The 17538-nt window shown below is 59.0% G+C and carries 22 protein-coding genes and 2 pseudogenes; 13 read left to right on the forward strand and 11 right to left on the reverse strand.

Going from position 1 to position 17538, the window contains the following annotated elements; all coding sequences use genetic code 11:
• The first annotated feature begins 87 nt into the window (after positions 1-87).
• Complete coding sequence (locus tag L21_RS02535; protein WP_074368929.1) at positions 88-285, forward strand: type II toxin-antitoxin system HicA family toxin; 198 nt, start codon at positions 88-90, stop codon at positions 283-285.
• Complete coding sequence (locus L21_RS02540) at positions 285-503, forward strand: type II toxin-antitoxin system HicB family antitoxin (RefSeq protein ID WP_074368930.1); 219 nt, start codon at positions 285-287, stop codon at positions 501-503. The genes L21_RS02535 and L21_RS02540 overlap by 1 nt, the downstream gene beginning before the upstream one ends.
• A 287-nt stretch (positions 504-790) precedes the next feature.
• On the opposite strand, the gene L21_RS02545 is transcribed toward L21_RS02540, so the two are convergent.
• On the reverse strand, positions 791-1933 hold the full coding sequence (locus L21_RS02545; protein WP_074368931.1) for a glycosyltransferase family 2 protein: 1143 nt from the start codon (positions 1931-1933) through the stop codon (positions 791-793).
• A 34-nt stretch (positions 1934-1967) separates the two neighbouring features.
• On the opposite strand from L21_RS02545, the gene L21_RS02550 reads away from it, so the two are divergent.
• Positions 1968-2201: a hypothetical protein gene (locus L21_RS02550; protein WP_143727191.1), complete on the forward strand. Its 234-nt coding sequence runs from the start codon at positions 1968-1970 to the stop codon at positions 2199-2201.
• 257 nt (positions 2202-2458) lie between these two features.
• Here L21_RS02550 and L21_RS13750 read toward each other — a convergent pair.
• A pseudogene (locus L21_RS13750) lies at positions 2459-2632 on the reverse strand (IS5/IS1182 family transposase); the annotation flags it as partial.
• A 642-nt stretch (positions 2633-3274) separates the two neighbouring features.
• Between L21_RS13750 and L21_RS02555 the strand changes: the two are divergent.
• The 5 genes from L21_RS02555 (at position 3275) to L21_RS02575 (ending at position 8026) form a co-directional block, all read left to right on the forward strand.
• Positions 3275-3508, forward strand: a complete 234-nt coding sequence (locus L21_RS02555) for a DUF7557 family protein (protein ID WP_074368933.1) — start codon at positions 3275-3277, stop codon at positions 3506-3508.
• Between the two features lie 8 nt (positions 3509-3516).
• Entirely contained in the window at positions 3517-3777 is a 261-nt protein-coding gene (locus L21_RS02560) for a type II toxin-antitoxin system RelE family toxin (protein WP_256712083.1), read from the forward strand.
• 221 nt (positions 3778-3998) lie between these two features.
• Entirely contained in the window at positions 3999-4205 is a 207-nt protein-coding gene (locus L21_RS02565; protein WP_074368935.1) for a type II toxin-antitoxin system MqsA family antitoxin, read from the forward strand.
• 687 nt (positions 4206-4892) lie between these two features.
• Positions 4893-6158, forward strand: a complete 1266-nt coding sequence (locus tag L21_RS02570) for a UDP-glucose dehydrogenase family protein (protein WP_074368936.1) — start codon at positions 4893-4895, stop codon at positions 6156-6158.
• A gap of 434 nt (positions 6159-6592) precedes the next feature.
• A complete protein-coding gene (locus L21_RS02575) occupies positions 6593-8026 on the forward strand; it encodes an ATP-binding protein (RefSeq protein WP_074368937.1) in 1434 nt (477 codons plus the stop codon).
• A 318-nt stretch (positions 8027-8344) separates the two neighbouring features.
• Here the strand turns inward: L21_RS02575 and L21_RS14035 are convergent, their stop codons facing one another.
• From L21_RS14035 to L21_RS14575, 4 genes are all read right to left on the reverse strand, one after another.
• Positions 8345-8521, reverse strand: coding sequence for a hypothetical protein (locus L21_RS14035; protein WP_178377667.1), 177 nt, complete (start codon positions 8519-8521; stop codon positions 8345-8347).
• Entirely contained in the window at positions 8518-8832 is a 315-nt protein-coding gene (gene hepT, locus L21_RS02585) for a type VII toxin-antitoxin system HepT family RNase toxin (protein WP_256712087.1), read from the reverse strand. The genes L21_RS14035 and hepT (L21_RS02585) overlap by 4 nt, the downstream gene beginning before the upstream one ends.
• 102 nt (positions 8833-8934) lie before the next feature.
• The gene (locus L21_RS02590) at positions 8935-9363 is read right to left on the reverse strand and encodes a nucleotidyltransferase domain-containing protein (RefSeq protein WP_256712089.1); all 429 of its coding nucleotides are present in this window, start codon (positions 9361-9363) and stop codon (positions 8935-8937) included.
• A gap of 352 nt (positions 9364-9715) precedes the next feature.
• Positions 9716-9967, reverse strand: coding sequence for a DeoR family transcriptional regulator (locus L21_RS14575; protein ID WP_074368938.1), 252 nt, complete (start codon positions 9965-9967; stop codon positions 9716-9718).
• Positions 9968-10012: 45 nt separating this feature from the next.
• Here L21_RS14575 and L21_RS02600 point away from each other — a divergent pair, with 45 nt between their 5' ends.
• On the forward strand, positions 10013-11428 hold the full coding sequence (locus L21_RS02600) for an ATP-binding protein (protein WP_074368939.1): 1416 nt from the start codon (positions 10013-10015) through the stop codon (positions 11426-11428).
• Positions 11429-11444: 16 nt separating this feature from the next.
• On the opposite strand, the gene L21_RS02605 is transcribed toward L21_RS02600, so the two are convergent.
• Entirely contained in the window at positions 11445-11882 is a 438-nt protein-coding gene (locus L21_RS02605) for a type II toxin-antitoxin system PemK/MazF family toxin (RefSeq protein ID WP_305954466.1), read from the reverse strand.
• A 16-nt stretch (positions 11883-11898) separates the two neighbouring features.
• Here L21_RS02605 and L21_RS02610 point away from each other — a divergent pair, with 16 nt between their 5' ends.
• Together L21_RS02610 and L21_RS02615 are read left to right on the forward strand one after the other, a co-directional pair.
• A complete protein-coding gene (locus L21_RS02610) occupies positions 11899-12084 on the forward strand; it encodes a hypothetical protein (RefSeq protein WP_074368949.1) in 186 nt (61 codons plus the stop codon).
• Positions 12081-12371 carry a type II toxin-antitoxin system RelE family toxin gene (locus L21_RS02615; protein ID WP_083608724.1) on the forward strand — a complete coding sequence of 97 codons (291 nt, stop codon included), beginning with the start codon at positions 12081-12083 and terminating at the stop codon, positions 12369-12371. The genes L21_RS02610 and L21_RS02615 overlap by 4 nt, the downstream gene beginning before the upstream one ends.
• A 430-nt stretch (positions 12372-12801) precedes the next feature.
• Here the strand turns inward: L21_RS02615 and hepT (L21_RS02620) are convergent, their stop codons facing one another.
• From hepT (L21_RS02620) to L21_RS02635, 4 genes and pseudogenes are all read right to left on the reverse strand, one after another.
• Complete coding sequence (gene hepT, locus L21_RS02620) at positions 12802-13230, reverse strand: type VII toxin-antitoxin system HepT family RNase toxin (RefSeq protein WP_241481196.1); 429 nt, start codon at positions 13228-13230, stop codon at positions 12802-12804.
• A gap of 8 nt (positions 13231-13238) precedes the next feature.
• Complete coding sequence (locus L21_RS02625; protein ID WP_083608725.1) at positions 13239-13667, reverse strand: nucleotidyltransferase domain-containing protein; 429 nt, start codon at positions 13665-13667, stop codon at positions 13239-13241.
• Positions 13664-13888: pseudogene (locus L21_RS02630) on the reverse strand (nucleotidyltransferase family protein); the annotation flags it as partial. The pseudogene L21_RS02630 and the gene L21_RS02625, both read right to left, overlap by 4 nt.
• 101 nt (positions 13889-13989) lie before the next feature.
• Complete coding sequence (locus L21_RS02635) at positions 13990-14172, reverse strand: nucleotidyltransferase family protein (protein WP_143727193.1); 183 nt, start codon at positions 14170-14172, stop codon at positions 13990-13992.
• A 298-nt stretch (positions 14173-14470) separates the two neighbouring features.
• Here L21_RS02635 and L21_RS02640 point away from each other — a divergent pair, with 298 nt between their 5' ends.
• A complete protein-coding gene (locus tag L21_RS02640) occupies positions 14471-14875 on the forward strand; it encodes a UDP-glucose/GDP-mannose dehydrogenase family protein (protein WP_074368943.1) in 405 nt (134 codons plus the stop codon).
• 595 nt (positions 14876-15470) lie between these two features.
• The coding region (locus L21_RS02645) for a S8 family serine peptidase (protein WP_074368944.1) at positions 15471-17538 on the forward strand (2068 nt) is incomplete at its 3' end.

Below are 17538 nucleotides of genomic sequence, written 5' to 3' on the forward strand. Positions count from 1 at the left end.
GTTCCGCCACCCTAACTGGTACAGGACAGATGACATCTTGCCGGGGGTTCCTGGAGGCTTCGGTCACTGAGAGCGGGTGGGGAAAGAATGAAAGTGAGAGAATGCATAAAGATGATCGAAGCAGACGGATGGTATCTGGTGGCGACCCGGGGCAGTCACCGGCAGTACAAGCATCCGTCAAAGGCGGGCAGGATCACTATCGCCGGGCATCCGGCAGATGTTCTTGCTCCGGGGACGCTGAACAGTGTCCTCAAGCAGGCCGGGCTTAAAATGAGGGATGAATAATGTACCGATTTCTTGTTATCGTCGAGCAGATCGACAGCAATTACTCTGCATACTCCCCGGACCTTCCGGGGTGCGTGGCGACCGGGGCGACCCGTGAGGAAGCGGAAGAACGGATGCATGAGGCGATCGAACTCCACATCGAAGGGCTCCGGGAGGACGGGGTCCCGATTCCTCCCTCGCGGTCTTCAGCCGTCTATGTAGCAGTCAATCGAGGGTAACTCCACTCCGGTGTCGAGATCTTTTGCCGGGGCATCTCTACGGTTCGTTCCCTGTGCGGAACGACTTTCACGACACCGATAGAGGCCTTCGTATCGCCTATCAAACTGTAGACACCTACAATCCCTATCACGGGAGCGACAGGGATATCGAGGATACAATCCATCTCTGAGTGTTGTTCCAGGAGAGACTGGACGGCGATCTCCTGCGATCATTCATGGAACACCTGCAGGTTCGAGGGGAGCAGTGTGGAATCAGAATCGGCGGGGCGTCCTGTTCCGGAAGGGTGTCACTCCTGCCCGTCGCCGCGTTTCAAGAGCATCATGCTCGTGAAGATCCCGGAGAAGACGACCTGCATCCCGGCGAGGAAGAGGGCCAGCGCCCAGACGGCGTTTGCGATCTGGAAGAGCGGGCCGAACCCGGCGGCTGCCCAGTCCCGGAGGATCCCGAGCCCGACGAGGCCGCCGGCGGTCATCAGGAGGATCCCGGCGAGGAGCTCCCACTCGAGGCTGTGGTAACTCATGAGCTGGGAGATGAACGGGCCCGCCTCGCCGTAGCCCTGGACGGCCGAGTAGACGGCGATGTTGAGCCCGGCAAAGAGCGCCTGGAGCCCGCCGACAAAGAAGAGAGCGGCGAGGATGAAGGAGTGGATGAACGAGGTCTCGACCTCTCCCCGGAAGGCGAAGATGACCATCAGGAAGAAGCCGAAGACCGTGAAGAGCAGCCCGGGAACGGTGATGAACGGGATCGGCCGGTAGAGGAGCATGAACCGGACGTGCCGCCAGCCGTCGGAGAAGCTCTGCAGTTTCGAGGGGGCGACCCGGGCGGAGTAGGTGATCGGGACTTCGTCGATCCGGAGATTGGCCTTCGCCGCCTCGATGATCATCTCGCTTGCAAACTCCATCCCCCCGGTCTTGACGTTCATTCGTTCGAGCGCCTCCCGCCGGAACGCTCGAAACCCGGTGTGCGCATCCGATATCCGGATGCCAAACACCCGGTTCAGGAGCCAGGTGAGGAAGGGGTTTCCCACATAGCGGTGGAGGGGGGGCATCGCCCCCGGCCGGATCTCCCCCCGGAGCCGGGAGCCGAGGGCCATGTCGGCGCCGGCATCGAGCAGGGCGAGGAGTTTCGGGATCTCGAGGAAGTCGTAGGTGTTGTCCGCGTCCCCGATGACGATGTACTCCCCCCGGGCACGCGCGAGCCCCGCGAGGTAGGCGTTGCCGTAGCCCCGCTTCTCCGGCCGGACGACCGTGGCCCCAAGGTCCCGGGCGATCGCCGCCGTCCGGTCGTCGGAGGAGTCGGCGATGATGATCTCGCCGTTGATCGAGAGGTCGGCAAAGACCTTCCGGATCTTATTGATGCACTCGCCGATGGTGGCCTCCTCGTTGAGCGCGGGGAGGACGACGGAGAGGGCGGGAGCGGGGGTGTCCATATTCTCAAATAGTATCGGGCTTTCGCCGTATAGAGTGTATCGATTGAAGTTCGGGAAGCGCGGGGTGAAGGATCTCGAAAAGATCTCCACGGCCCTCTACGTGACAAAAGAGGTACCGGGCCGGGGATGCGGGGTCAGAGCACACCGGATCACCGAACTCAAGCCTCACATCACCCTTGATGAAGCAAAAGAGGCCGTTTGCTTCATCGACGAGATGTTTCAGGAGGCGGAACCGGTGATAAAGAAAGTCAGGGAGGGGGAGACCTGATGTGCCGGAGTTCGCCATCGAACTTCAGTGCTCCGGCCGCATCGTCACTTTTCCGCGCTATGATCAGTCGGCGCTGTTAGCACCCCGGTTCACCGGCAGGTTGCGGACCTCACTGATAGATTGCTACCACTCTCAAGGATGACGCGGAAAGAAGAGGAGTACAACTGCCGTGTTGCATAATGTCCACCGTGTTCCTCCTGCCGGTCTCTGTTGCGCTCTCGCTCAGACCACCATCGCCATCGGCATATTGTAGGTGTTTTCATCCTGACCTCGCGAAACATCCCTGCCCGGGACGTCGCTCGCACACCTTCGCCGAAGATCCGTTTGATGCTGGAGAAGACTCCTTCAGCTTTCCATCGCATCCCGTAGGTGGTTATCCACGACCACACCTGGTATCCTCCCCATCGGATCCGGCCTCTGACACACTCCGATAGGGCATCTGCAGGAAGACGTGAATGTAGGTCATCCACGCAATGAAAGGGCAGGATACAGATACGGGCGGCCATGTTTCCCGGCATTCATCTGCACGAGAAGCTCGTCCCACTGATTAATGAAATCAAGTGCGAGGTAGAACTCCCCGTGCCGCACCAGGTGTTCATTGAAATTGTCCCAAAACCTCTTTGCCGGGAGAGGGTGACGCCCCCTCCCGATCCCTCCCCCGAGTGGCGATATGCGATGGTTCGTAGAACCGGAGGAGAAGCACCGTCAGGTGCGATATCCGATGGGAAGCCGTTTCACCCCCCCTGCCCGGAAATATCGTTCAGAGGGTAGAATCCTCGGAGGTGAGCGTTCTGACCTGGGTGTACGGAACGTTTATAGATCTTTCTGGGATGACCTCAGTGACACGTCGACAACCTCGCCGTCATCGAGCACGACCTCCACTGAGCCCCGGGTCCTCTGGAAGGAGCGGTCGCGATCATCATACCGGACCCGGACACCGTATCCTGCGCCGACATGACTGCCGAACCTTCAGGGGGACGCAATTATTGTTATCGATGTAGTCTCTACCAGTCTACGATGTATCCGTTCACATCGTGGAAACCTTCATCGTGTAGACATGAGTATACATCTGTATGACAAGCATCACAGTCAGGATCGACTCCAACCTCCGGGACCGGCTCAACGCCCTGAAAACCCATCCCCGGGAGTCATATAACGAGGTGATCGGGCGCCTGGTTGATATGGCGGTCGATGAGGAGCCTCTCAGCGACGAGGCTATCCGGGATCTCGAACGGTCGCTTGAAGATCTTCGCGCCGGGAGAGTCTACACCCTGGATGAGGTCATGGCGGAGCTGAAGGGGGAATGACCTATCAGGTGATCATCACCGCGACGGCCCGCCATAACCTCAGGAACATTCCAAGGCCTATAGCAATCCGGATAGGTGAAGAGATTGCGTTGCTCGCCGACGAGACCGACCCGAAAGCACACCTCAAAAAACTGAAAGGTGCGGATAACCCACCGTTTTATTCGCTCCGGGTCGGGGATTATCGGGCGGTTCTTTCGATAATAGATGACCTCCTGGTGATCAATCTCATCGGTGTCGGACGCCGAAGCAGGATTTACCGGAAGTTTTGACCGGGGTATCACTACAGGGGTGCCTACGGACTCAACTGGTGCCCGGACCCGCGGGGAAGAGATTGCTCCGCTGCAAGCCTCCGGCGATGCGTATTCTATCAGAAAGCCATATCCGCACAATGAAATTAACGCAAAAAATCCAGAGTACCCTTCAATATCCCGGTCATCATCGCCTACATACCGGACGTTGAAGACTGGATCGACATACGAGCGAGAAGAGAATGATTCCAGAGAGATGCACCCTCTGTAAAGGAACCCTGCAGGAAGGAAAGACCGAGTTCATTGCACGGGTCGGGGACAAGATTGTTGTCGTCAGGGATGTCCCGGCGCTCGTCTGCGACCGGTGCGGCGAGGCATACTACAGTGCGGAGGTCTCAAGGAAGATCGACGCCGTGATGGCGGATGCCCATAGCAGCAGGCGAGGTTGAACTCACGGGGTGACTGCTCCCACGACCGAAGTCGTGGGCGTTCTCCCTATTCAATCGTACAGGAAGAGGCCGACAGGTCCGCCGGGACGGGTACAGTAACTTCTTTACCGGCGGCAACACTCTGCGACCGGATAAGCGTTTTTTTCAACGAGATTCCTGCATATAGTCGTCATGGTCAGGCTATTTCCCTCCACCGTCATAGTCTTCACCAGGATGACCGAAGAGAAGACTACCCGGGATCGCGGTCTTACGAGACGAACCGGGACGTGAAGTGGACCTGTAGAGCGCGACGGTTCGCTAGAACCGGAGCGTGAGAAGGCGAATCGTCTTCGAGGCGCGATGGGCCGTAGGGTGCGAACGTAGTGAACTTGAGAAGACCAAAGGTCTTTGAACCGGAGCACGAGCACCGCCAGGTGCGATTCCTTCCCCGGCGTGGACGGCATCTTCGGCGGCAATTCCGTCGGCGCCGAGGGCGATCGGGAGACACTCTCCGCTCAACAAACCATGATAAACAGAATATGACCGGACACTTTCTTCCACGGAGTTGTCATGATCGACGTATCTCATCCCCCATGCTATATGCATTATACACCACCCAAAACCCGGCGGCGCCCCGTTCTCCAATAAGATACCTTTTAACTTCCCGGAACCCAATTCTGACGTAACAGACCGGAGGATCACGAAACGATGCGGATAACTGTCGTCGGCGGCGGCTACGTCGGCCTGGTCACGGGGGCCTGCTTTGCCGAGCTCGGGCATACGGTCGATATCGTCGAGATCGATGCGGAGAAGGCGGCGGCGATCAACGCGGGGCGCGCCCCGATCCACGAGCGGGGGCTCGATGCGCTCCTGGAGAAGCATGCCGGCAAGCGGCTCCGTGCGGGGACGGACTATAGCCCGGTCGCCGACGCGGATATCTCGTTTGTCTGCGTCGGAACCCCGCCGGCTGCCGACGGGAGCGCCGACCTCTCGATGGTCGCCGCGGCGAGCCGGTCGATCGGGGAGGCGCTCCGCGCCGGGAAGGAATCGCACACCGTCGTGGTGAAGAGCACCGTGCCGCCGGGGACGACCGCGGGCCTCGTCGTGCCCACGGTTCTCGAATGCTCCGGCCGGGACGATGTCGGGTTTGCGATGAACCCGGAGTTCCTCCGGGAAGGGCGTGCGGTGGAGGACTTCCTGCACCCGGACCGGATCGTGATCGGGAGCCGGGACGATCGCTCCGGTGATATGGTCGCCGCGGTCTACCGCGGGCTTTCTGCCCCGGTGGTCCGGTGCGGGCTCACCGCCGCGGAGATGATCAAGTACGCCTCGAACGCCCTCCTCGCGACGAAGATCTCGTTCGCAAACGAGGTGGGGAACGCCTGCAAACGCCTCGGGATCGACGTCTACGAGGTGATGGACGGCGTCGGGATGGACCACCGCGTCTCGCCGCACTTTTTATCCGCCGGCGCCGGGTTCGGGGGGAGCTGCTTCCCGAAAGACGTCGCGGCCCTCGTCAGCCTCGCGGAGTCGCTCGGGGAAGAGCCGTCGCTCCTCCGGTCGGTCCTCGACGTCAACGACCGCCAGCCGCTCCGGATGGTGGGGCTGCTTGAGGAGAGGATCGGCGACCTCGCGGGGAAGCGGGTCGCCGTCCTCGGCCTCGCCTTCAAGGACAACACCGACGACATCCGGGAGTCCCGGGCGATCCCGGTCATCGCGGAACTCCTCCGGCGGGGAGCGACGGTCGCCGCCTACGACCCCCTCGCGGCGGCCCCGATGCGACGGGTCTTCCCCGGGATCGACTACGCCGCCTCGGCCGCGGACGCCCTCCGGGGGGCCGACGCCTGCCTGGTGATGACGGAGTGGCCGGAGTTCTCCGATCTCAACGGGGAGTTCGACCTGATGAGGACCCGGGTCGTCATCGAGGGGCGCCGTATCCTCTCCTGCGACGGGAAAGAAGGGATCTGCTGGTGAGCGGGAAAAGGTACTATGAGACGGCGCCACCGATCGTCGGATACTTCTCCAGAATCATTCTTCCTCCAGGTTCCGTGAATCGATGCAATGTTCGTTATCCTGTGTAGTCGGTAATTACCCGAAGGTCTCGAGTCGATGCTTCGCCACTCTCGCACGGTCACACCTTCCGGAGAGCGGAACCTATCCCGAAAACGGCGCGGCTCTGATCGAGTTTGTTCCAAAAGCCCCTGCCGGGAGGGGGACACCCGCTCCTGCCCCCGGGAATCGATTAACCCGAGCCGCGCGGGGGAGGTCGCCCTCATACCACCCGGTTACGGGCATGTGGCCGCCAAACGGTAAGGGGAAGTTCATCAATGTAACGGTCATGTCTCCGGCCGGACCACCGGCGCTTACCGATCACCTTAAGTGATTGTTGACCACAAAGTAGTATACTTATGTATCAACATTCCTTCGTAGACCGGGCAAGTGAACTGCAGTTCCTCACCGATCGATATCGTTCCCCGGTTCCGGAATGCCTGATCCTGTATGGAAGGCGGCGCGTGGGAAAGACAACGCTTCTTGCCCGATTCCTGCAGACTGTCCCGGGATTTTATTTCCTGGCCTCAGAAGAAGGGACGGCAAGGAATCTCCAGGATTTCTCCCACTACGCAGGGGAGTTCCTGAACGATCCGGATTTCGAGCGGAGCAGATATCCCGACTGGGAGACCGTCATAAAGGCGCTGGTCAGGCACCGGAATTTCTCCCCTCCTCCGGGGCAGAAAGTGGTGATCGTCATCGATGAGTTCCCCTATCTCATCGCACGCGACCGGGCCACGCCTTCCGTCTTTCAGAAGGTTTGGGACACGGTGCTCTCCCGGGAGCCGGTGATGCTTATCTTGTCTGGTTCATCGGTCAGCACGATGGAGACCGAGGTGCTGGGGTACACAAGCCCGCTCTACGGCAGGAGGACGGGGCAGTGGCAGCTTGAGCCTCTCTCCTATCCCTACCTTCGTCGGTTCCTCCCCTACGACGAGGAGGATCTCGTCATGACATGGTGCGCGATCGGTGGAGTTCCTGCCTATCTCCGTCTGTTTCGCCCCGACCGATCGTTCTGGGAGAACGTGGAGGAGCAGATTCTCCGCAAAGGAGCATACCTTTACTCCGAAGCCGAGATCCTGATGCAGTATGAGTTCCGCGAAGCAGGGAACTACATGGCCATTCTCCGCGCTCTCGCCGCGGGATACACCGTTCTGGGACCCCTCTGCCAGGAGACCGGGCTAGATAAAGGGTTGGTCTCCAAGTACCTTGCCGTCCTCTCGCGTATGCACCTGATCGACGACGAGGTGCCGGTGACCGCCCATGCCGGCTACCGGAGGAGGCATTATCGGCTGACCGATCCCTACCTCACGTTCTGGTTCCGTTTCGTGTATCCCCGGAGGGGGGAGACCGAGACGGGGCAGAGCGGGGAGGTGCTCGCCTCCATCAGGGAAGAGATCGCGCCGTATTGCGGGCAGATGTTCGAACAACTCGCTCTCGACCTCGTTCGCAGGGGGATCCTGTTTGGCTCCTCGTATTCGCGGCTGGGACGGTGGTGGCAGAAGGAGACGGAGATCGATCTCGTAGGCCTGAATGAGGCCTCCGGGGATGCCCTCTTCTGCGAATGTAAATGGTCTGCCCTCAACCGCCGCCAGGCCCGCGGCATCCTTGCGGTGCTCCGGGAGAAATCCCGTGAGGTGAGATGGCGAAACGAGAGCAGGAACGAACGCTTCGCCCTGGTAGCAAAGAGCATAGAAGGCAAAGAGGGATTGAGAGAGGACGGCTACCTGGTCTGCGACCTGGAGGATATCGCCCGGCTTTCGCGGGAGTACCTGACACGGATGGGCGGGTGAGGGAGGAGATCCCGCTGCATGTCGCGTGATCGTTCCCACCCGCCGTTTGAGGTCTCGGGCAGGTGTTCGAGCACCGGAGGTGCGACTTGAGGATCTTGAGGGCCGGCTCCACAGAGGGCTAGAGCCTGCCATAGCGTTTATGCGCCTGCTCGATGGTCATCAGAGCGCGGTAAACGATCGGCCGATATGGAGGCGAAATACCTCCATGCCATCCGTATTCAGGCGTTCTTTGTCTCCCCCGCTGCCGGGATACGGATCGGTCTTCAGAACAGCAAGCTTTTCCGTGATGATGCGTCGCGACTTCTCAGGCAGGCGCATTCAGGAAGTCAGCCGCCTGAACAGAACAATGAGCCATCGCCGTGAGATCTCCACGAGGTCCTCCGTCCCCTGGATCCGCTTGATCTCTTCGACAAGCCGCCGCTTCTTCTCGTGCTCGATCATCTCCTCCAGCAGATCCGAGAACGTCAGCCCCGGCTCACCCCGGCGTGCAGTCATTCCGGGAGAAGACGGTCCCGGAGCATCGCCCGAATCAGATCCCGGTATCGATTCATCACGGGAAGATCGTCCTTGAGCACCCCATAGACCTCGTCCAGATCCAGCCGGCAGTAAAGGTGGACCAGAACGTTCCGAAAGCCCGCGAGGTCTGAGAGCTGGGCCCCGAGGTCTTCCGGAATCAGCCCCTCATCACAGAGAATGATGAAACTCTCCCGGTAGGTTTCGGGCCGCCGGGAGCTCGAGGCCGCGACCAGGTGGTTGGCGATATCGATCGATGCCTGGATGCTGACGAGGAGCGCATGCAACACCATGTTCCTCTTATCGCGGTCGGTTCTCAGATCTTCGAGGCTGATGGATCGGTAGCGTTCCCAGTCCCCGGAGGTGAGCGAGGACCCCTTCGTCCCGGACCATCCTCAGGCCCTCGTGAGCAGAACCCGGTCGAACCAGTCGAGCGTATCCGCGTAGTCGAGGTACAGGGAGAGCACGCCCGCCTCGTACCGGACCCTCCGCTCTCTGTCGCGCAGGAATACGGGTCGGCCGCTCTTGATGACCTCGTACTGGAACGAGACCGGGACGGTGTTGAGGATCTTCACATCGGCCTCAAAACGGTAACAGAACCCTCGCTCAAGTTCCCGCTCGATCTTCCGCGCGAACCGCATCGCCTGGTAGGGGATAGGGTCGCCGGTGACGAGGATTGCCACGTCCACGTCGCCGAAATCTCCCTGCGAGAACGTTCCAAAGACATACCCCACCTCGATCTCGTCAAATCCGGCGAGGACCGTGCGGATGGTGCGGACAACCCCTTCTTTCTCTTCCGCATCAAGCAGGTGGCGTTGTCTCATAGTATCGTATCCTTCCCGCATCGCATATCATTCTTTCCCGTCGCAGGAGAGGGGGCGGCACCCACCATATTCTCGCTCCACCCCGGGGAGGTGGTGCCGGGGACTGAGGTGATGGTGCGTGGTGAAGGCGAGGTGTGCGCAGGATGAACGTGAAGGGGGGTGGTCCCCTGATGCCGTCTGTCCGCAATTGTCCGGATACTGCTACCGGGTTCAATGCCCGTTCCTCTGATTTTCGGCAGTTTTGCTCGTTGGGTATGGGTTTTACCCTTCTCCCTCAGTCCGGGTTCTGTCCGGGATTGTCCGCAACTGTCCGCAATGACCGCAATGTTGGATTGAGCACATATCGCCGCAGTCACCCCTCCCGTTTCACAGCAATGATACCCATTTCGGCAAGAGCGGAGAGATCGCGTCGGGCAGTCCGTGCGGTGCATCCGTAGCTGTTTCCGTACTCTTCTGTCGATATGGAGGGATGCATCTTGAGGTGCTCTATAACTCCACGCTGCCGCTCATTCAGCAGTTCCGGGCGCTCTAGTCGAGGGGTGGCGGCGATTCTGCGGGTGAGGATGGCAAAACCGTCGTGCTCACCCCTGTCCGACACCAGCACCCTCTCCCGAAAACCCTAAATAGTACACTCTATAGTATGTTACTTATGGGTGTCTTCCTCAACCGGGGCCGGGAACTCTCCCACCTCCATGAGCGGTACCGGAGCGACGGTGCAGAATTCGTCGTGCTCTATGGCCGGCGGCGGGTCGGAAAAAGTGAACTGATCGACCAGTTCCTCCGTACCGCCACAGGAATACACCTGGTCGCACGGGAAGAGTCGAAACACCTGCAGCTCCGGAGATTTTCTGCAGACCTGAGCGCCTATTTCCAGGATCCATTTCTTCAGAAAAACGGTTTTTCTGACTGGGACAGCTTTTTCGAGTATCTTATCCAGCACGCGACCGATCGTGTCGTGATCGCCATCGATGAATTCCCCTATCTGATCAAGGAGGATCCCTCCCTCCCTTCGATGCTTCAGGAATACTGGGACAGGCGCCTGAAAGAGACCCGGATATTTCTCATTCTGTCGGGGTCGAGCATATCGATGATGGAGTCCGCGACCCTGGAGTATGGGAGCCCTCTTTTTGGCAGGAGGACGGGGCAGATCCTCCTGCAGCCCCTCCGGTTCATCCATGTGCTCGATTATATAGGGAACATGAAGAGGGCGGTCGAGTTCTACGCGGTCTTTGGGGGGACGCCGGCATACATCATGGCCGTCGATCCGGAACGGGACATCCTGAAGAACATCGAGGAGAAGGTGATGAGGGAAGATTCGTTTCTCTTCAGGGATGTGGAGTTCGTGCTCAGGGCCGAACTTGTCGAACCGAGGTATTACTTCTCCATCCTCTTCTCTCTTGCCGGGGGAAACCACCGGATCGGGCTCATCTGCAACGATACCGGCCTTTCCAAGAGTGTCGTCAACAAGTATCTCTCGATCCTTATCGACCTGAAGCTGGTGCACCGGCGCATTCCCGTGACTGAAGGCCACAGGAGCAGAAAGGGGCTCTACTTCCTCTCGGACAACCTCTTCGACTTCTGGTTTTCTTTCGTCAATCCCCATCTTGATATGCTCGAACGCGGCAATGCCCCGCTGGTTGTGGACCAGTATGTACGGCCGCAATTCGCGCGGTATGTCGGAAAGCACTTCGAGGAGATGGTGATGGATCTCTTCGACCATATCAACGGAGAGGGTTTCCTGCCGTTCGTATTCACCAGGAGCGGGAGCTGGTGGCACCGCGGGGAGGAGATCGATATCGTCTGTCTTGCTGAGAACCCGTACCGGATCCTGTTCTGCGAGTGTAAATGGCAGGATGGGGTCGATGCCGCAGAGGTCTTTGCGGGGCTGCGGCGGAAGGCACCCCTCGTCTCCTGGCACAACGACCGGCGGAGCGAGTACTTCTGCGTCGTTGCGCGGTCGTTCTCGCGCAGGGCCGAAGGGGAGGGGATCACTCTGGACCTCGATGATTGTACGGCGCTCATGGAACGTGGGCAAAGGGGCAGGGAGCGAGTTTCCCCGCCCTGACGGATGGGGCCTCCTGCTAGATCCTGAACAGTTTGGCGAATTTTACATTGACCTCTGCCTGGAGGCCGTCATCAAGTTCTCCAAGTTCTCCGACCATCAGGTCTTTCAAGACCGTTGCGATCTTGTCCAGTCGGATCACCGAATCAACTTTGAGACCGCTCTTCAAGAAACCTGCGTGGGAGGCGGTCACCATAACCCCTGCCGGGCCCGCTCCGGCATAGACCTTTGGCGAGATGAAAGCAAGGACAACGTCGCGTTCACCCTCATAGAGACCAAGCGCAGGGCGCAGCTTTGCTGCCGTAAGGTCGTTGAAAGGAAACGGTAGCAGAACAATCTTCCCTTTTATCGGTACACAGCCCTGATATCCTTGATGGTATAGAGGTCGGGCTCCTCGGAAAGAAATACCGGCTGATGACTCCGTGCCTCCGGTGATGAAAGGTCTATGTATGATCAGCGCCTATCAGGATTCAATGTCTGTTACGGAGAACATACCCGTATCGGAAGAGACCTATAATCAGATCCTGGATCTCAGGCGCCCGGACGAGACGCTCAACGACACGCTCGCGAGACTTGTAGATAAAATAAAAAAGCAGAGACTCACGGACGATATCGAAGAAGTCATGGCCCGCGATGAGTTCGTGGAGTTAGACCTGTGACATTCCGCCTCATGGCGGATGAGCGTGCGCTCAATTTTTTAAATTCTCTCGATGCCAAAGACCAACGGGTTATCAAAGCCAAACTGAAAATTCTACGGGATATTCCTTATCCCGGTTCGGATGGGGACAAAGAAAAACTTCACACCAATAAAAAGCGTGAATCGTACCGACTCCACATCGCACGTACGTTCACCGTAATCTACAATATCAATTCGGACGAAAAACTCGTTTATATCACCCACATCATGCCCATTGAAAAGGCACATCGAAGATACGGGCGCATTTGAACTCCCCGGCGGTAACCGGGACACGAGGTAGAACAGCCCGAGTGTTGTGTTGAATAAGTCCGGTCACCCGACCACAAACGTAAAGATGACGGGTGCCCAGACCGGACCACCGGCGCTTACCGACGGCCTCAAGTGGGTCGTTGACTAGAAAGTAGTATACTTATGGGTCAACGTTCCTTTGTGAACCGGGAACGTGAACTGCAGTTCCCATCCAATTATAGCGCGGAGACCCCGCCTTCAACCGGGGAGAGGCAGCCCCGTCAGAGAGGAGTTACCGGGTAGGTTCGCTATCGAGCATCTCCTCGACCACCCCCGGGCGACATTCATCGAGGGAAGCATCACCGACCTCGATCTGCTCGTGGAGACGTGATGGCCCGGGAGGCCGGAGCGATGGGAGGATCTCCTCCCGGTTCACTCCAGCGCGCAGTCGTCACTCCGGGAGGAGGCGGTCCCGGAGTATCATCCGAACCAGATCCCGGTACCGGTTTACGATCGGAAGGTCGTCCTGAAGCACCCCGTAGACTTCGTCCAGGTTCAGCCGGCAGTAGAGGTGGACCAGAACATTCCGAAAGCCCGCGAGGTCTGAGAGCCGGACCGCGAGGTCTTCCGGGATCAGCCCCTCGTCACATAAAATCGCGAAACTCTCCCGGTAGGTCTCGGGCCGCCTGGAGCTGGAGGCCGCGACCAGGTGGTTGGCGATATCGATCGATGCCTGGATGCTGACGAGGAGTGCGTGCAGCACCATGTTTCGTTTGTCCCGGTCGATCCTGAGGTCTTCGAGGGTGATGGACCGGTAGCGTTCCCAGTCCAGAGCTGCCTCGTCCAGTTCCCGGAGGTGACCGAGAACCCCTTCGTCCATGATCATTCTCAGGCCCTCGTGAGCAGAACCCGGTCGAACCAGTCGAGCGTCTCCGCATAGTCGAGATACCGGGAGAGCACGCCTGCCTCGTACCGGACCCTACGCTCTCTGTCGCGGGAGAGCACGAGTCTGCCGCTCTTGATGACCTCGTACTGGAAAGAGACCGGGGCGGTGTTGAGAATCTTCACGTCAGCCTCAAAGCGGTAACAAAACCCCCGTTCGAGCTCCCGCTCGACCCGCCGCGCGAACCGCATCGCCTGGTAGGGGGCGGGCTCGCCGGTGACAAGGATTGCCACGTCCACGTCGCCGAAATCCCCCTGCGAGAACGTTCCGAAGACATACCCCACCTCTATCTCGTCAAACCCGGCGAGGATCATGCGGATGGTGCGGAGAACCTCTTCTTTCTCTCCGGCTTTTAGCAGGTGGCGGCGTCTCATAGCATTGTATCTCTTCCCGCATCGCATATCATTCTTTCCTGCTTATTTCCCGGGGCATACCGGACACTCCTGAGGATGTACGGCGCGAGAGCCGGCTTGACGGTATCGCGGTCGACGAGGTCGACTCTCTTCCTGAAGAGCTCTTCAAGGAAGAACTTGAAATCCATATACGCATCAAACGAGCGTCCTCCCTCCTCGAACTCGATGAGGATATCGAGATCACTCTCTTCGCGCTCTGTTCGAAACCCATCGGGTTTCTCAAACTCCGCTCTTTCAGGACGTCGTTCTCCGGAGCGTCGTTCCTATCGGGACATCGCACCCTTCAGCCAGTCGCGTTCCAGAGCGTCGTTTCCCCCCGGACGAAAGAGCCAAAGAGCCCGATCCGCCGGATGCCGAGGCTCCTGATCCGCTCCCAATGCTCCGCCAGCGTTCCGAGGATGCTCTCAGCCGTAAGACTCGCACCTGGCGGTGCTCGCGCTCCGGTCCTCGCACCTTTGGTGCTCATGCTTACTATGTTCGCACCTCGAAGACCTTCGGTCTTTTCGAACTCCGCTCCGCGAAGCGTCGTTCCTACCGGACCATCGCGCATACCCGATCATATTTCTGTTACCCGCCGATCAGGATAACGCTTTTCCCCGGGTTTGCCGGTCGCGATGAGGGAAGGGCACAAACGCTACACCGGGGCGAGAGATGCCCGGCAACGATCCACCTGATAGGCACACTGCTCCCGACCGGCGACAATGAGTCATCTTTAACCATCCCAGAGCCCAATTTTGACTAACGAACCGGAGGATTACGAAACGATGCGGATAACTGTCGTCGGCGGTGGGTACGTCGGCCTGGTCACGGGGGCCTGCTTTGCCGAGCTCGGGCATACGGTCGACATCGTCGAGATCGATGCGGGGAAGGCGGCGGCGATCAACGCAGGGCGCGCCCCGATCCACGAGCGGGGACTCGATGCGCTCCTGGAGAGGCATGCCGGAAAGCGGCTCCGTGCGGGGACGGACTACGATCCGGTCGCCGCCGCGGACCTCTCCTTCATCTGCGTGGGCACCCCGCCGGCAGCCGACGGGAGCGCCGATCTCTCGATGGTCGCCGCGGCGAGCCGGTCGATCGGGGAGGCGCTCCGCGACGGGAATGGTTTGCACACCGTTGTGGTGAAGAGCACCGTGCCGCCGGGGACGACGGAATCTGGAGCGTCAATATAGACACGTCCGCATGGAGTCCCCTGACGGCTGAGGGGGGATGCAGGCGAACAGTCCCGCCCCTTGCCTGATCCCCCGGTTCGGGGCTGAGACGCCGAACCGGATGCTGGAAATGTGGATTGCGGGGCGGATGATTGAGTCCTAATTCCTGCTGATATCGCGTGACTTCTTGCTGAGTTCCTGCCGACACATATATCGAGCGAATTTTATTTTTCCAAAAAACCAGTAGATGATAACTTTTATTTTCGAAACGTTTTTATAATGAAAAAATGCACCCCCAATGTAATAAATAAGAACCCAGAAGGCGAAACAAATGGTAAGAAAAGTCTTAAAATTATTTATTTTCACAACTCTGCTTCTCTTCTTCACTCTAAGTGCCACTGCATCCGCGCAGCCCGACGACAACACTTCACTCACCGAGTCCGGTAATTATTCGACCGCCGAATTGGTACCCATAAACGAAAGCGAAGAATTGCCGTTAACCAAGGGTAACACATCGCCATACTTTGCTAAAGATTCGTTCACGGACCTCGCTCCCGTTGTCGGTCAACTCGATGCCCATGCGGGACCTGGAGGTCTCGATTACGTTCCGGGGGAGGTGATCGTCGAGTTCAAACCAACCGCTACGATCAAATCGGCGAACGGTCAGGAGATCTCCCAGAGCGTGCATTCACGCATCGGAAGCAGTGTCAAGAAAGACTTCACCCGAACCGGACTTGCCGGCGTTCAGTTAGTCCAGCTCTCCCCCGAAACGAGCGTCGAGGAAGCGGTGAACTTCTACCGGAGCGATCCGAACGTACTCTCCGTATCGCCGAACTACATCGACCACCTTGACTGTACCCCAAACGACCCTCAGTTCAATACCCTCTGGGCCCTCCACAACACCGGCCAGACAGGAGGGACAGCAGATGCCGACATTGATGCGCCGGAAGCCTGGGATCTCGCACAGGGCTCGACGGGTATTGTCGTGGCCGTGATAGATTCCGGCGTAGATTGCACCCATCAGGACCTTGCGGCGAACATATGGACGAATTCCGGCGAGATTCCCGGCAACGGTATCGACGACGACAGAAATGGCTACATCGACGATGTCCATGGGTATGACTTCGTCAACGACGACAACAATCCGTACGACGACAACGGGCACGGCACCCACTGCGCCGGAACAATTGCTGCGGTCGGCAACAACGCAAACGGCATCACCGGGGTGAACTGGAATACGAAGATCATGCCCCTGAAGGCGGGATCTGCGGACGGAATGTTAACCATAGCCGACGAGCTTGAGGCGATTTCATACGCCACTATGATGGGCGCCGACGTCATCAGTTGTTCTTTCGGGGGAACTAACTATGTTTCTTCCGTCGAGACCGCTATCGCGGCTTCTCCTGCGGTGGTGGTCTGCGCGGCAGGAAACGACGGTACGAACAACGACGTGACCCCCCACTACCCGGCGAACTACAACTGCGCAAACATCATCGCGGTGGCGGCGACCGATCATAACGACAATCTGGCGTCGTTCTCGAACTACGGCGCCACCACCGTCGACGTCGCCGCACCGGGGGACGGCATCTACAGCACCGTTCCGGGCTACACGACGGTCTTTTCGGACAGCATGACGACGCTTGCCAACTGGAACGTCCAGAGCCCGTGGGGGCTGACCACGGCAGTCTACTACAGCGCTCCCTCGAGCGTCACCGACAGCCCCGGCGGGTACTATTCAAATAATGCTAACTGCGCGCTAACCCGGAAGAACCCGATCGACCTGTCCTCGTGTTCCGATGCATGTCTTCGATTTATAATCGGGGGGGAAGCCGAATCCGAGTATGATGGTTTACTCATCGAATGCTCCCACGACGGGGCTACATGGACCACGGTCGACAGCATTTCCGGCAGTACCGGCGGTTACTTCTACTCCTGGGAAACCGATCTGTCGGACTACTGCGGCGATTCCAGCGTCTACCTGCGGTTCAGGTTCGTATCCGATTCAGCTAATACCTACGACGGCTACTACATCGACGACGTTGAGGTTTTCTACCATGCCCCTAACGGAAACAGCTACGGCTACAAGAGCGGCACGTCGATGGCAACGCCGCACGTCTCCGGGCTTGCAGCGCTCGTCAAAGCCGCCGACCCGAGCCTTTCCACAAGCCAGATCAAGCAGACCATCCTCAGCACCGTCGACGCCAAGTCCTCGCTTACCGGCAAAGTTGCAACCGGGGGACGGATCAACGCGTATCGTGCGGTGAATTCCGTTGCCACTGTGGTCGACGCCGCAGTCGTTTCCGATACCATCCCTACAACCATGACCGCAGGACAGAGTGCCTCGGTTTCCGTCACCATGCAGAACACCGGTACGACGACCTGGTCCGAGGGAGACCGGATCCGGTTGGGCGCTGTGGGGGATGCGGCGCTGTTCGGGCCGGCACGGGTCACGATCCCGGCGGGAGTGACCGTGGCGCCGGGAGCGTCCCACATCTTCACCTACACCATGACCGCACCCGCAACAGCAGGCACCTACACTCCCCAGTACCGCATGGTCTGGGAACTCCACCAGTGGTTCGGGGAGACACTCACAAAGACCGTTCAGGTGACGGCAGCCGTCGATGCCGCGGTTGTTTCGGACACCATCCCGGCAACCATGACTGCAGGAGAGAGTGCCTCGGTCG

This window comes from Methanoculleus chikugoensis, from assembly GCF_900095385.1.
Taxonomy (GTDB): domain Archaea; phylum Halobacteriota; class Methanomicrobia; order Methanomicrobiales; family Methanoculleaceae; genus Methanoculleus; species Methanoculleus chikugoensis_A.